Annotated in this window: 9 protein-coding genes and 4 pseudogenes; 6 read left to right on the top strand and 7 right to left on the bottom strand. The window is 71.6% G+C overall.

Features of this window, described 5'->3' with window-relative positions:
* The first annotated feature begins 10 nt into the window (after positions 1–10).
* Positions 11–753, top strand: a pseudogene (ppgK, locus tag MTP03_RS09725) (polyphosphate--glucose phosphotransferase).
* 218 nt (positions 754–971) lie between these two features.
* Positions 972–2,428 (top strand): annotated as a pseudogene (locus tag MTP03_RS09720) (RNA polymerase sigma factor).
* A 61-nt stretch (positions 2,429–2,489) separates the two neighbouring features.
* Here the strand turns inward: MTP03_RS09720 and MTP03_RS09715 are convergent.
* Positions 2,490–3,044 (bottom strand): annotated as a pseudogene (locus MTP03_RS09715) (hypothetical protein).
* Between the two features lie 107 nt (positions 3,045–3,151).
* Between MTP03_RS09715 and MTP03_RS09710 the strand changes: the two are divergent.
* The 3 genes and pseudogenes from MTP03_RS09710 to MTP03_RS09700 all read left to right on the top strand — a co-directional run bounded on the left by MTP03_RS09710 (position 3,152) and on the right by MTP03_RS09700 (position 4,903).
* Entirely contained in the window at positions 3,152–3,367 is a 216-nt protein-coding gene (locus MTP03_RS09710) for a hypothetical protein (protein ID WP_248491752.1), read from the top strand.
* Positions 3,367–4,269 (top strand): sensor histidine kinase, encoded by a 903-nt coding sequence (locus MTP03_RS09705; RefSeq protein WP_248491751.1) that lies wholly within the window; start codon positions 3,367–3,369, stop codon positions 4,267–4,269. The genes MTP03_RS09710 and MTP03_RS09705 overlap by 1 nt, the downstream gene beginning before the upstream one ends.
* Positions 4,266–4,903, top strand: a pseudogene (locus MTP03_RS09700) (response regulator). The gene MTP03_RS09705 and the pseudogene MTP03_RS09700 overlap by 4 nt, the downstream one beginning before the upstream one ends.
* Before the next feature lie 61 nt (positions 4,904–4,964).
* Here the strand turns inward: MTP03_RS09700 and MTP03_RS09695 are convergent.
* Positions 4,965–6,131 carry a cation:proton antiporter gene (locus MTP03_RS09695; protein WP_248491750.1) on the bottom strand — a complete coding sequence of 389 codons (1,167 nt, stop codon included), beginning with the start codon at positions 6,129–6,131 and terminating at the stop codon, positions 4,965–4,967.
* A gap of 11 nt (positions 6,132–6,142) precedes the next feature.
* A complete protein-coding gene (locus MTP03_RS09690; protein ID WP_248491749.1) occupies positions 6,143–6,625 on the bottom strand; it encodes a cation:proton antiporter regulatory subunit in 483 nt (160 codons plus the stop codon).
* A gap of 149 nt (positions 6,626–6,774) precedes the next feature.
* Here MTP03_RS09690 and MTP03_RS09685 point away from each other — a divergent pair, with 149 nt between their 5' ends.
* Entirely contained in the window at positions 6,775–7,203 is a 429-nt protein-coding gene (locus MTP03_RS09685; protein WP_248491748.1) for a DUF6069 family protein, read from the top strand.
* Between the two features lie 29 nt (positions 7,204–7,232).
* Here the strand turns inward: MTP03_RS09685 and MTP03_RS09680 are convergent, their stop codons facing one another.
* Genes MTP03_RS09680 through MTP03_RS09665 form a run of 4 tightly spaced genes read right to left on the bottom strand, consistent with a single transcriptional unit; the run spans position 7,233 to position 14,201 of the window.
* Positions 7,233–10,409 carry a carboxyl transferase domain-containing protein gene (locus tag MTP03_RS09680; RefSeq protein ID WP_248491747.1) on the bottom strand — a complete coding sequence of 1,059 codons (3,177 nt, stop codon included), beginning with the start codon at positions 10,407–10,409 and terminating at the stop codon, positions 7,233–7,235.
* On the bottom strand, positions 10,406–12,124 hold the full coding sequence (locus MTP03_RS09675) for an AMP-binding protein (protein WP_248491746.1): 1,719 nt from the start codon (positions 12,122–12,124) through the stop codon (positions 10,406–10,408). The genes MTP03_RS09680 and MTP03_RS09675 overlap by 4 nt, the downstream gene beginning before the upstream one ends.
* Positions 12,125–12,145: 21 nt before the next feature.
* Positions 12,146–12,769: a TetR/AcrR family transcriptional regulator gene (locus MTP03_RS09670; protein WP_248491745.1), complete on the bottom strand. Its 624-nt coding sequence runs from the start codon at positions 12,767–12,769 to the stop codon at positions 12,146–12,148.
* A 52-nt stretch (positions 12,770–12,821) separates the two neighbouring features.
* On the bottom strand, positions 12,822–14,201 hold the full coding sequence (locus MTP03_RS09665; RefSeq protein WP_248491744.1) for an MFS transporter: 1,380 nt from the start codon (positions 14,199–14,201) through the stop codon (positions 12,822–12,824).
* Positions 14,202–14,422: the final 221 nt, after the last annotated feature.

Raw genomic sequence — 14,422 nt, 5'->3', positions numbered from 1 at the left:
GGAGCAGGCAATGACGGAGAATCTGGGTTTCGGTGTCGATATCGGCGGCAGTGGGATCAAGGGCGGCATCGTCGATCTGGACACGGGCGAGTTGGTCGGCGACCGGTTCAAGGTGCTCACGCCGCAGCCCTCCACCCCGGCGCGTGCGCCGGCGCCGTGCGCGAGGTGATCGACCACTTCGGCTGGGACGGCCCCGTCGGCATCACGGTGCCCGCCGTGGTGACGAACGGCACGGTGCGCAGCGCCGCCAACATCGATCCGGGCTGGATCGGTGCGGACGCGAGCGAGCTGTTCACCTCCACCCTGGGGCGCGCGGTGACGGTGCTCAACGATGCCGACGCCGCCGGGCTGGCCGAGGACCGGTACGGCGCGGGCCGCGACTTCGACGGCGTGATCCTGTTGCTCACCATGGGGACGGGCATCGGCTCGGCGCTGATCTACCGCGGGACGCTCGTACCCAACACGGAGTTCGGGCACATCGAAGTGGAGGGCAAGGAGGCCGAGCACCGTGCCGCCAGTTCGGTGAAGGAGAAGCGCGGGTGGAGCTACGAGAAGTGGGCCGGGCACGTGAGCCGCGTGTTCCGCGAGTACGAGAAGTTGTTGTGGCCGGACCTGATCATCGTGGGCGGCGGCATCGGCCGCAAGTCCGAGAAATGGGTTCCGCTACTCGAGGTGAAGACCCCCGTGATCCCGGCGAAGTTGCTGAACACCGCAGGGATCGTCGGTGCGGCGATGGCGTCCAAGCGCACCTGATCCACCGCGGTTCCGCCTCGTTGACCGCAGGTGAATGCGGGCGGAGCGACCGAATCGTTACAATGGGGGCCCGGCGTCGATACGCCGGACCAGACGCCGGACCACCTCGCCCCCGGACGCCTCAGCTGCCACCACGCCCCGCACGGCTCGGGACCGGTGGCGTTGCCGCGCCCGAAGGCGACCGCCGGTGCACGAACGGACAGCAGGAAAGGGCGTAAGTGGCAGCGACGCAGACCAGCTCCAGCGCACCGTCGGCAGACGGCGTGGACGGTTCGGCCACCTCGGCGGAGACCCCCGCCAAGAAGACCACCGCCAAGAAGGCAGCCGCGAAGAAGGCCCCGGCCAAGAAGGCCGCGGCGAAGAAGGCCCTGCCAAGAAGGCGGCGGCCAAGAAGGCCCCCGCCAAGGCCGCGGCGAAGAAGGCTCCGGCGAAGCGCACGGCGAAGAAGGCCGCGGGCAAGAAGGACGCTTCGGCGGCCGGCGCCGAGGATGGTGCGATCGACGAGGACGCCGATGTCGAGCTCGACGGCGATCCCGACCCCACCGACCTCTCCGAGGAAGACATCGCGCTCGACGCGGACGAGGCGAGTGACGACACACCGAGACTCCGGCCGCGAAGAGCGCCGTCACGAAGCCTGCTCCGGCCGACGCCGAGGACGACGAGCCGTCCGAGCAGGACAAGGCCTCCGGCGACTTCGTCTGGGACGAGGAGGAGTCCGAGGCGCTGCGGCAGGCCCGCAAGGACGCCGAGCTCACCGCCTCGGCCGACTCGGTCCGCGCGTACCTCAAGCAGATCGGCAAGGTCGCGCTGCTCAACGCCGAGGAGGAGGTCGAGCTCGCCAAGCGGATCGAGGCCGGCCTGTTCGCCGAGCAGATGATCAACCGCTGGCTCGAGCGCGGCGAGAAGCCCGCCATCGGCATCCGGCGCGACATGAACTGGATCGCCCGCGACGGCAACCGTGCCAAGAACCACCTGCTGGAGGCCAACCTGCGCCTCGTGGTCTCGCTGGCCAAGCGCTACACCGGCCGCGGCATGGCGTTCCTGGACTTGATCCAGGAGGGCAACCTCGGCCTGATCCGCGCGGTCGAGAAGTTCGACTACACCAAGGGCTACAAGTTCTCCACGTACGCCACCTGGTGGATCCGGCAGGCCATCACCCGCGCCATGGCCGACCAGGCCCGCACGATCCGCATCCCGGTGCACATGGTCGAGGTCATCAACAAGCTCGGCCGCATCCAGCGCGAGCTGCTCGAGGACCTGGGCCGCGAGCCCACGCCGGAGGAGCTCGCCAAGGAGATGGACATAACGCCGGAGAAGGTGCTGGAGATCCAGCAGTACGCGCGTGAACCGATCTCCCTCGACCAGACCATCGGTGACGAGGGCGATTCGCAGCTCGGCGACTTCATCGAGGACTCCGAGGCCGTGGTGGCCGTGGACGCGGTGTCGTTCACGCTGCTGCAGGACCAGCTCCAGTCCGTGCTCGACACGCTGTCCGAGCGCGAGGCCGGCGTGGTCCGCCTGCGGTTCGGTCTCACCGACGGTCAGCCGCGCACGCTCGACGAGATCGGCCAGGTCTACGGCGTCACGCGCGAGCGCATCCGCCAGATCGAGTCGAAGACGATGTCCAAGCTGCGCCACCTCGCGCAGCCAGGTCCTCCGCGACTACCTGGACTAGCAACCAGCTCGATGGCCCACGGCGCTCGTGATCGCACGCGATCACGGGAGCGTCGTGGTTGTCATGCGGATTTCTCCTCGCCCCGCCCCGCGACCCACAGCGGGCCGGTGACCAGCCAGATCACGGTGATCACGCCCAGGGTGCCGAACGTGCCCATGAGCGCCTCGCGCTGCGCGTCGTCCGCCACCGTGTAACCGAGCCCGAGCGACACGGCGCCGGCGATCGCGACGGCGCCCAGCCACCGGTAGAAGTCCGACCACTCCTTGCTGGTGCGCTCCGGCCCCAGCTTCGGCACCCGGCGCGGCGCGGGCGCCGGCGAAGCGGTGGGCGAAGCGCTCGTCGGCCCAGGTGATCATCCGGTGCCCGAACATGACGGTGCAGCCCAGGTAGATGCCCGCCAGCCGGTGCGCGAATCCACCTCGCCGCCGCGGAACAGGTCCAGCGCCACGGCGACGATGAGCACCAGGTCGAGCACCGGTACCAGCGCGAGCGCCACCATCCCGGCCCGGCGGGCCCGCAGGACGTAGCGCAGCGTCAGACCGCCCAGCACCAGCACCCAGAATCCGATCTCGCAGCCGGCGATGGTCCACACCACGGGGTTGTTCAGTTCGTCCATGCGGTCCAGCCTGACGGGGCCGGGGCGCACCGTCGTCCCACCAACGGCGCGCCGCGCGTCCCCGTTCGGCGGACCCGCGGCCACCCGGACTGTGTTGGAATGGGCGCATGGATTCGCCCCGGCGCTCGTGGACCTCGGAGTACGCCGCGGTCCCCGCGGTGGGGATCACCGTGGTGGGCGTCCTGCTCTGGATCGCGGACGGCTGGACGATCCGTAGTGAGACCGAGCACTTCTACCCGTGGGAGGTGAAATTCGCCCTGCTCTGCGGGGCGCTGGCGATCCAGTTGCTCGCCGGAACCGGCCCGCGGCGGCCTTCGGCCTGATGCTGGCGCTGGTGGCCTGGGACTTCGCATTCGGCCCGTCGGTGGTGCTGTGGATCGCGTTGTCGGACGTGATCTACCTCGCGGTCGCGACCGGCTCGGACCGGCTGCGGGACGTGGTCGCGTGGTCCGTCGCCGCCCTCACGCTCGTGCTGTGCCTCGGGGCGGCGGTCGTCGGGGGACTCAAGGGCGGGATCTACACGACGCTCGTCCTCACGGCGGTCCTGTGGTCCCCCATCGGGTACGGCCGCGCGGTGCTCGCCTACCGCAAGCTCGCGGAGGCCGAGCGGGCGGAGGGCGAGGCGCGTCGCGCGAACGCCCTCGCCGACGAGCGCCGGCGGCTGGCGCGCGAGCTCCACGACACGGTGGCCGGGCACCTGTCGGCGGTCGCGATCCTCTCCGACGCCGCGCAGCGCGCCCCGGGCGATCCCGCTGTCCTGCAGTCGATCCGGTCGGGCAGCCTCGCGGCGCTCGAGGAGATGCGGGCCACGATCAACCTGCTCACCTCCCCCGGCGACGCCGCGGTGCGCACCACGCTGGAGTCGCTCGAGCCGCTGTTGGAGAGCGCGGAGGCGGCGGGCGGGTCCGTCGCGCTGCGCCTGCCCGACGGGCCGCTGCCCACTGCGGTCGAGGCCGTGCTCACCCGCATCCTGGGCGAGGTGATCGCCAACGCCACCAAGCACGCGCCGGGCGCGCCGCTGGAGGTCGCCGTCGACGTCGATTCCGAGGAGCTCACCATGACGGCCAGTAATCCCCTGCCCGGTGTCCCGTGGACCGAGGGCTCCGGGAACGGATTGAGCAACATCGCCTTCCGCGCGGAGTCGGTCGGCGGGTCGGCGGTGTCCGGTCCGCACGACGGCCTCTGGGTGGTCCGGGCGACGGTGCCGATGCGGGTCGCGCCGTGACGGTCACCGTCGTCCTGGCGGACGACCACGCGGCCATCCGGGCCGGGCTGCGTCTGCTCCTCGAGTCGTCCGGGGAGGTGCGTGTCATCGGGGAGGCGGCCGACGGTGCCGCCGCCCTACGGCAGGCCCGGGCCCTGCGGCCCGACGTGGTGGTCATGGACGTGCGCATGCCGCGAGTGGACGGCCTCGCGGCCACCGCGTCGGTGGTGGCAGAGACCGACAGCGCGGTCCTCGTGCTCACCACGTTCGACCTGGACGAGTACGTGCTCGGCGCGCTCGCGGCGGGGGCCAGCGGGTTCCTCCTGAAGTCGGCGGGGGGCGACGAGCTGATCCGCGCGGTGCGGGCGGTCGCCGAGGGCGACGCGGTGCTCGATCCCAAGGTCACGCGCGCGGTGATCGCCGCGCTCCCCGCGCGGCGGCGCCGTCGACCCCGGACCTGTCGGGTCTCACCGATCGCGAGCGGGACGTGCTGGCGGGGCTCGGCGGCGGCCTGTCGAACCAGCAGATCGCGCGCCGCCTGGACATCGGCGAGGCGACGGTGAAGACCCACGTCTCGCGGGTGCTGATGAAGCTGGGCGTGCAATCGCGGGTCCAGGCCGCGGTGATCGCCGTCCAGGCGGGCCTGGACTCATGATGCCGTCCAGGCGGGCCTGGACACATGAAGCCGTCCAGGCGGGCCTGGAGCAGCCACGCGCTCAGGCGAGGCGAGCCTGGACGAGCCGGACGCTGGGCTCCACTGCGCGGGCGGCGACGGGGCCGATCACTGCCATGAGCAGCACATAGGCGGTGGCGAGTGCGGCCAGTTCGCCCTCGACGGCACCCGAGGCGACGGTCAGCCCGGCGATCACGATGGAGAACTCGCCGCGGGCCACGAGCCCGGCTCCGGCGCGGGCGCGGCCCATCCGCCGGATACCCTCGCGCCGGGCGGCCCACCACCCGGTCGCGACCTTGGTGCCGGTGGTGACCACTGCGAGCACGACCGCCCAGCCGAGGACGGGTGGGATGGAGCGCGGGTCGGTGTTGAGACCGAACACCACGAAGAACATCGCCGCGAACAGGTCCCGCAGAGGCTCGAGCAGTTTCGTGGCGGAGTTCGCGGTGGTCCCGGAGATCGCGATGCCCAGCATGAACGCGCCCACGGCCGCGGACACCTGCAGCGCGGCGGCGATGCCGGCCACCAGCAGCGCGGAGCCCAGCAGCATCAGGAGGAACACTTCGCGGTCCTCGCTGTGCACCACGCCGGACACGATCCGGCCGTGCCGCAGCGCCACCCACAACACCAGGGTGATCACGACGAGCGCGATCACCAGCGCCTGGAGGCCGCCCCAGAACCCGACGCCCGCGAGCAGGGCGGTGAGGATCGGCAGGTAGGCCGCCATCGTCAGGTCCTCGAACACGAGCACCGACAGGATGACCGGGGTCTCCCGGTTGCCGAGCCGCCCCAGGTCGGTGAGCAGTTTCGCGGCGATCCCGGAGGACGAGATGTAGGTGACGCCGGCCAGCGCGAGGGCTCCGACGGGCCCCCACCCGAGCAGTAGCGCCACGATCGCGCCCGGGATCGCGTTGAGCGCGATGTCCATCAGGCCGGCGGGCCACGAGCGGCGCAAGCCGGAGACGAGTTCCGGTGCGGTGTACTCCAATCCCAACAGCAGGAGCAGGAGTACCACGCCGATCTCGCTCGCGATGTGGCTGAATTCGGACGCCTCGCCGAGGTCCACGAAGCCACCGGTGCCGAACGCCAGCCCGCCCAGCAGGTACAGCGGGATCGGCGACATGCCGAACTTGCCCGCTACGCGCCCCAGCACGCCGAGCGCGAAGAAGACGCCGCCGAGCTCGATCAGCGGCAGCGCGGTGCTGTTCACCCCGCGCAGCCTCAGCCGTGGGCGAGGATCTTGGCGGCCTCGTCGAGCCCCTCCGACGTGCCGACCACCACCAGCACGTCGCCGGCGGTGAACGTGAACGAGGGGCCGGGCGACGGGTGGACCTGGCCGGCCCGCATGACAGCGACGATCGAGACCTTGGTGCGGGTGCGCATCTGGGTGGACCCCAGAGTGCGGCCGTCGTACGGCGCGCCCTCATCGATGGGGATCTGCCGGGTGTGCACGCCGGGCACGTCGCGGTGCTCCTCCTGCAGCTGTGCGACCAGTTGCGGCGCCCCCAGCAGGCTGCCCAGGACCGCAGCCTCCTCGTTGCTGAGGAGTACCTGGTCACGACACGCGTCGGGGTCACCCTCCTCCGAGACTATGAGGTCCACGGAGCCGTCCCGCCGGGTGATCACCCCGATCCTGCGGCCGTCCGGCAGCCCGAAGTCCTTCCGGACCCCGATACCCGGCAGAGGAGTCACCTCGACGTTCACGTCCGCCACAGTAGACCTCGGAATCGGTTCCGCGGCCGGGCGTCCGGTATGTCGGTTTCGCGCCGCCCGGTATCAAAGAGGGTTGACCTAGACCTTAGTTCAGGTTGTGTACTGGATCCGTTCCAGAAACCTGAAGGAGAGAAGCAATCATGACCGTCCTCGACACCCCCGCCCGGCGTACGATCGGGCTCTCCCGCACGACTGCGGTGCTCGGCACCGTCGTCCTGGCGCTGGCCGCCAACCTGCTGCTGTGGCTCGTCGGTCTCGCCGCCGGCGGCGGCTTCCTGATGACCGACGCGAACGGCGTCCGCGCCTCCGTCGCCCCCGGCGGCGTCGTCCTCATGACCGTGGTGCCGCTCGCCGTCGGCATGACCGCCGCGGTGCTGCTGTCGAAACCGTGGGCACCGGTCCTGCGGGTGGCCGCCGTGATCGGCGCGGCCGCCTCGCTCGGCACGATCGCCGGCACGCTGGCCGCGGACTTCGACGGTGCCTCGACCGTCACGCTCTCGCTGATGCACGTCGTGATCGCCGTGCTGCTCGTCGCGGCGCTGGAGGCCCTGTACCGCCGCATCCGGTGATCCGGCGGAGGATCCGCGCCCTCGCCCCCTCACCGGGCGAGGTGCGGATCCAGTCTGGTGGACGCCGGATCGATCACGTCGTCCAGCTCGAAGGTGGTGGCCGCGTGCAGGGCCCGCCCGCGCTGGTACGCCAGCGAGAGCAACTGATCGAACAGCACCTGCCGGGCCGCCTCGTCGGGGGCCGCGGCGAGTTCCTTGCTGAACCCGAGCCGCACGGCGCCCTCCAGGCCCATGCCGCCGATCTCACCCGTGGGCCAGGCGACCGTGAACTGGGGCGCGTGGAACGAGCCCCCGGTCATCGCCATCGCCCCGAGTCCGTAGCCCTTGCGCAGCACGATCGCGCCGATCGGCACCGTCAGGCGCGCGCCGAGCACGAACAGCCGGGAGAACCTCCGCACCGTCGCCTGCTCCTCCGCCTCCGGGCCCACCATGAACCCGGGGGTGTCGCACAGCGAGATCACCGGGAGCCCGTGCGCCTGCGCCAGTTCCAGGAAGTCGGCGAGCTTGTCGGCGGCCTCCGCGTCGATCGCGCCACCCAGGTGCCGGGTGCTGTTGGCGATCAGCGCGTACGGCACGCCCTCGATCCGCACCAGCGCGTTCACGACGCCGACGCCGTAGTCGCGGCGCAGCTCCAGGGTCGAATCGACGTCCACGATCGCGGCGATCGCCGCGCGCACGTCGTAGGCCCGCAGCCGGTTCTCCGGGACCACGTGCCGCGCCTCCCGGGGATCGGGCGCCGACCATCCCTCGACGGGGCCGGCAAAGTACCCCAGGCAGGTCCGCGCCAGGCCCACGGCGTGCGCCTCGTCGGTGGCCACCACATGCACCACGCCGTTGCGGCGCTGCACGTCGATCGGGCCGACCGCCTCGGGCGGGAACTCGCCCAGCCCGCCTCCCGAGATCATGGCGGGGCCGCCCATGCCGATGTTGGCGTCCGGTGTCGCGATGATCACGTCGCACACCCCGGCGAGCGCGGCGTTGCCCGCGAAGCAGCGGCCGGAGACGACCGCGATCAGCGGCACCTGCCCGCGCAGCGCACCGAGCGACCGGAACGTCGGCACGTCCAGCCCCGCCACGATGTCGAAGTCGGTGTCGCCGGGGCGGCCGCCGCCGCCCTCGGCGAACAGCACGACGGGCATGCGACGCCGGGTCGCGATGTCGAGCAGCCGGTCGGTCTTGGCGTGGTTGCGCCAGCCCTGCGTCCCCGCCATCACGCTGTAGTCGTACGAGATCACCATGACCTCGACGCCGTCGATCCGGGCCGGACCCCCAATCAGGCCGTCGGCCGGACCGGTCGCGATCAGGTCCTCCTCGGAACGGCGGGCTCGCTGCGCCGGGAGCACGAGCGCCCCGTACTCCGCGAAGCTGCCCTCGTCGACGAGATCGGCGATGTTCTCCCGCGCCGTGCGCCGGCCGATCCGGTGCCGCTTGGCCACGGCCGCCTCGCGCCCCTCGTCCAGGGTCGCGCGGTGCCGCTCCCGCACCTCGTCGAGATCGGCCCTGGGCCGGTCGGGATCGAGGGCCGCGGCCCCGTCATCGCCGACGGCGCCCTCGCCGGACGGCCGATAGGTGAGGAGCGTGGCGCCGGCGGACACCGTCCGACCCGGTCGCACGAGCACCTCCTCGACGACCACGGGCATGGTCAGTGCCTGCTCGTGCTCCATCTTCATCGCCTCGAGCACCACGAGGGCGGTGCCGGGCGCGCAGTCGGCGCCCGGCTCGGCCACGGCGACGACGGTGCCCGTCAGGGTCGCGGTGAGCACGTCACCGTCGAGATCGCCGAGCTCGGGGGCCGGTTCCGGTGCCGCGGCGGCGGGCACCAGGTCCGCGAGCCGGCGCGCGAGGTACCCGGTGTCGACGGGGCCGGACCGGAACTCGGCGTCGGTGAGCACGGCGCGCAGGAGCGCGAGATTGGTGCCCGGGCCGTCGACCACGAACTCGTCCAGCGCCGCGTCGGCCTTGGCGTACGCCCGCGCCGGAGTCGCCGCGCGCACGATCACCTTGGCCAGCAGCGAGTCGTACCGCGCGGAGGTGTTCAGGCCGGGGCGCCCGTAGCCGTCGACGCGCACGCCGGGCCCGGTGGGCGGCGTGTAGCCGGTGAGGGTCCCGGCGGTCGGGACGACGGTGCCGTCGGCGGTTGGGGTCTCGAGGTTCACGCGGGCCTGGATCGCAGTGCCCGTCGCCGCGGCGGGAGCGCCGATGACGACGCCGTCGCGGCACCCGATCGCCGCGGGCAGCCCCAGGTCGTCGAGCGATGCTCCCTCGGCCAGCGCGAGCTGCGCGGCCACCAGGTCAACTCCCGTCACCTCCTCGGTCACGGTGTGCTCCACCTGGATCCGCGGATTCACCTCGAGGAAGACCGCGGCGTCGTCGCGCACCAGGAACTCGACGGTGGCGAGGCCGCGGTAGCCCGCGGCGGCCGCGAGCCGGGCGGCGTCGCCGTGCAGCCGTGCGCGCAGGGCATCGCTCAGAGCCGGCGCCGGGGCGACCTCGATCAGTTTCTGGTTGCGCCGCTGCACGCTGCAGTCACGGTCGCCGAGCGCGAGCGCGGCGGTACCGTCGCCCACGACCTGTACTTCGATGTGGCGGGCCCCGGTCAGCAGCTCCTCCGCGAACACCCGCCCGTCTCCGAACCCCAGTTCGGCCTCGGAAACGCAGGAACGGTATGCGGATTCGAGTTCGGTGTCGAAACCGGGGCCCGGGCGCACGGCGCGCATGCCGCGCCCACCGCCGCCGGCGACCGCCTTGATCATCACGCCGGTCGGATGGTCCGCGGCGAACGCGCGGACGGCGTCGAGGTCCACGCCGCCGGGCGTCGCGGCGGGCACGGGGACGTCCGCGGCAACGGCGGCGGCCCGCGCGGCCGCCTTGTCGCCGAAGGTGCGCAGCGCCGCCGGATCGGGCCCGACGAACGTCAGTCCCGCCGTCGCGCACGCGGTGGCGAAGTCGGCGTTCTCGGCGAGGAACCCGTAGCCCGGGTGCACCGCGTCGGCGCCGGATTCGGCGGCGGCCGCGAGGACGGCGGCCTGGTCGAGGTAGGCGGCGGGGCCGCTTCCGGGCAGCGCCACCGCGGTGTCGGCGGCGCTCACGTGCGGGGTGTCCGCGTCGTCGGCGGCGTACACGGCCACCGTCGGGACACCCGACTCGCGGGCCGTGCGGATGACTCTCAGCGCGATCTCGCCCCGGTTGGCGATGAGCAGTTTCACTTCGTCTCCCCCAGTTCCGCGGCGAGCGCGTTCGCGCGCTCGAACAGATCTCCCTTGCGCACCTTGCCCGTCGCGGTCATCGGCAGGCCGTCCACCACGACGAAGTCCGGGACCTTGTACCCGGCCATGTTGCCCCGCGCCCACGCCGTGAGCTCGGCCGCGGCCACCGGTGCGGCGGCCACGACGAACGCGAGCGGCACCTGACCGCGCCGCGCGTCCGGCCGCGGCACCACCGAGACCTGCGCCACCGCCGGGTGGTGCCGCAGCAGCGCCTCCACTTCGGACGGGAACACCGACATCCCGTTGACCTTGATCATCTCCTTGGTGCGGGCGAGGTAGTGCACGGCGCCCCACTCGTCGATCTTCCCCACGTCGCCCGTGTGCAGCCAGCCGTCGCGGATCGCCTCGGCGGTCGCGTCGGGCCGGCGGTGGTACGCCGTGAGGATCGACTGGCTGCGCACCACGATCTCCCCGCTCTCCCCGATCGGGACCGGCGCACCGTCGGCATCGACGATCAGGATGTCCGTGCCGGGCACGGGAAGCCCGCAGAACACCGGGTCGGCGGTGAGGTCCCGGTCTCCGTCCTGGAAGCCCAGCGTGAAGGTGTCGGCGGTGTGCGTCTCGGTCATGCCGTACGACGCCTCCCGCAGCACGCTGCCCGTCGCGGCGCGCCAGCGCTCCCGCACCTCGGGCGTCAGCTTGAGCACGAACGAGACGGCCAGCGGGTTGACGACGCTGCGCAGCGCGGCACCGTCGAATCCCGGAAGGTCCAGCAGCTCGACGTAGTTGTCCACGGTGGCCACGGTGTCGGTCACCCCGTGCCGAGCGATGAGCGCAGCCGCGCAGGCCGGGTCCCAGCGGGACATGAGCACCACGGTCTGGCCGTTGATGAGCGGCTTGAGGATGCCGAAATCCTCACCGGCGATCCAGAACACGGGGAGGAAGTTCAGGCTGACGGGGCCGGGGTCGCCGATGCGGCTGCCGCCGGCGAGGGTGGCGGTCGCGGCGGTGTACGCCATGTGCCGTTGCGTGTGCTCGCACCCCTTGGGCAGGCCGGTGGTGCCGCCGGTGTAGTTGAGGGCGGCCAGCGCGTCGGGGTCCGCGGCCCGCCCCGGCGCGCGCTCGGCCGCGGCGACGCGGTGCCAGTCGCTGCGCGGGTCGGCCGCGGTGTCGAACGGGACGGGCAGGTCGGTGGGCGCGGTCAGCATGTCGCCGAGGGCCGTGGCGAGGACTGTGTGCACGTCCGTCTCGGCCCGGACCGATTCGACCAGATCGAGCAGATCCGTCTGCGCGAGCAGCACTCCCACGCGGGCGTCCTCCAGCTCGTGCTGCAGTTCGCGCCCCTTGAGCAGCGGATTGACGGGCACGTGGACCGCGCCGAGCTTGAGGATGCCGAGCATGGCGATCGAGAACTGCGGGCAGTTGCCCAGGTACACGCCCACCGCGTCGCCGGGCCGCACGCCGAGGGCGGCGAGGAGACCGGCGAACCGGTCCGCGAGCTCGTCGAACTCCGCGTAGGTGACCTCCCGGCCGTAGAACGCGATGGCGACCGCCCCGGGTCGCTGCTCGGCCCAGTGCCGCAGGTGCGCCGTCATACTCGGCGCGCCCGCCGGATACTCGACGGTGCGCGGCACCTGCGCCGGCCAGTTGGCCTCGCGCAGCGCGCGGACCTCGGCTGCGGCGACATCGAGTGCGGCGGCGGTGCTGGCGGTCATGACGGTGGTCTCCTTCTTCGGTCAGCTGGGTGCGAAGCCGACCAGTCGTTCAGTGATGCGGATCTGATCCGCGATGAAGCGCTCGCGTTCGGCCGCGCTGCCGCGGGCCACGCGCTTCGCGCCGTGGTGGATGGTGTCGTTGAGGATCCGCACCAGTTCCGCGGGGGGCAGGCACAGGTCGACGGTGCCCGGGTCCAGCGCGGCCAGGTAGTTGGTGTACCGGCGGTGCGTGCGCCGCATCGTCCGGTCCCAGATCTCCGCGACGTCCTCGCGGACGGGAGCCATGGCGTCGAACAACGACACCAGGCTCCCGTTCGCGAAGACCGCGTCGGCGTACGCGTGGATGGTCGCGGCGATGACCTCACGCGGATCGCCGGTGTCCATGCCCTCGAGGGACTGCGCCGCTTCGAGCTCGGCCCCCACGCGGTCGACCAGCGCCAGCAGGATCTCGTCCTTCGAGCGGAAGTACGCGTAGAACGTGGGGCGCGAGGTCTGGGCGCGCGCCGCGATGAGTTCCACGGTGGTGGCCGAGTACCCGAGGTCGTCGAAGCATTCGGCCGCCGCCTGCACCAGTTCCTCCCGCCGGGCACCGCCGGCGTCCTTGCGGCTGGCGCGGGCCCGCTCCTGCGATTCGCTGATCGTCACGCTCACGAGTCTGCTCGGCTCCGCTCACACCTTCAAGGACGCCGGCAGCGGGTCACGCGGCGACCGGGACGCCGGGTACTGCCTCCGGATCCTCCCGCACCGCCTTGCCGTTCGTCTCCTTGAGGAAGTAGGCGCTGGCGAAGGTCACGAGGCCCATGGCCGCGAGGTACACCGAGACGAACGTGCTGGACTGGGTCTCGGCGATGATCGCGGTCATGATGAGCGGCGCGACGCCCGAGACCGCGACCGCCGCGAGCTGGTAGGCCATCGAGGCACCCGAGTAGCGGATGCGCGGCTCGAACAGTTCGGCCATGAACGCCGCCAGCGGGCCGTACGTGAGCGACTGACCGATGCTCGAGACGAACATCGCGACCAGCAGGAGCGCCGTGTTGGTGGTCTCCGCGAGCCAGAAGAACGGGAACGCCCAGGCGATCAGGACCACTGCGCCGATCAGGATGAGCGGCCGGCGACCGACGCGGTCGGAGATCCCGCCCGTGGCCATGATGACCAGCGGCATGACGACCGAGGTGGCCAGGACGCACATCAGAATCGTGTTACTGCTCATCCCGAGCCCACCCGCGGAGGGCTTCTTGCTGCCGTAGCTCACGAATCCGGCGATGGACACGTAGAAGGCGGAGTTCGTGCCCGCGAGCAGGCCGGCGCCCAGCACGATCTTGCGCCAGTGTCCGCGGATCGCCTCGGACAGCGGAGCCGCGGCCACGGCCTGCTTCTCGGCGTTGCGGGCGGCGACCTCCTTCTGCAGCGCCAGGAACTCGGGCGAGTCCTCGACCTTGCGGTGGATGTACATCACCACGGGCACCAGCACGGCGCTGGCCCAGAACGGCACGCGCCAGCCCCAGCTGAGGAAGGCCGCGTCGTCCAGGACGCCGTTCATCGCGATCATCATCACGTTGCCCATCAGCAGGCCGAGCGGCACACCCATCTGGCCGAAGGTCCCGGCGAACCCGCGCTTCTTCGGGCCGGCCGACTCGGTGAGCAGCAGGACGACGCCGCCCCACTGGCCGCCGCAGGCGAGGCCCTGCACGAAGCGCAGGCTCACCAGCAGAATCGGCGCCAACGAGCCGATCGCGGAGGCGGTCGGGAGGCAGCCGATCAGGAAGGTGGCGGCCCCCATCGCCGTGAGGCACCAGATGAGCATCGGCTTGCGACCGATCTTGTCGCCGTAGTGGCCCGCCAGGATGCCGCCGAGCGGGCGAGCGACGAAGCCGACGGCGAAGGTGGCGAACGCCATCAGCGTGCCCATGAGCGGCGACAGGTCCGGGAAGAACACCTTGTCGAACACCAGGGCCGCGGCGGTGCCGTAGATGAAGAAGTCGTACCACTCGATCGAGCTGCCGATCAGCCCGGCGGCGAGCAGCTTGCCGTGCTTCGTACGCGTCTCGACCGCACCGGTCGCACTGGTCTGTGTCATGGATAACCCTTCGGCCTCGTCTGTGATCCCCGACACAGAATGCTTGACGTTGACGTTGGTGTCAAGAGATTTCAGAAAATTTCTAAGCGCTTGCTTACGCAGGTGGTCGGGGTTTCCGGCCGGCCCAGCCGGTTCCGCGCCCCGCGCACCGTCGATCCCGTACAAAGAGGACATGGCACTGAACGAACCCGATTTCCCGTCCGCGAACGGCCGCGACACCG

It is taken from the genome of Tsukamurella sp. PLM1 (assembly GCF_023168325.1).
GTDB lineage: Bacteria > Actinomycetota > Actinomycetes > Mycobacteriales > Mycobacteriaceae > Tsukamurella.
The sequence above is the reverse complement of the archived record's forward strand: the minus strand, read 5'-3'. Positions and strand labels throughout refer to the sequence as shown.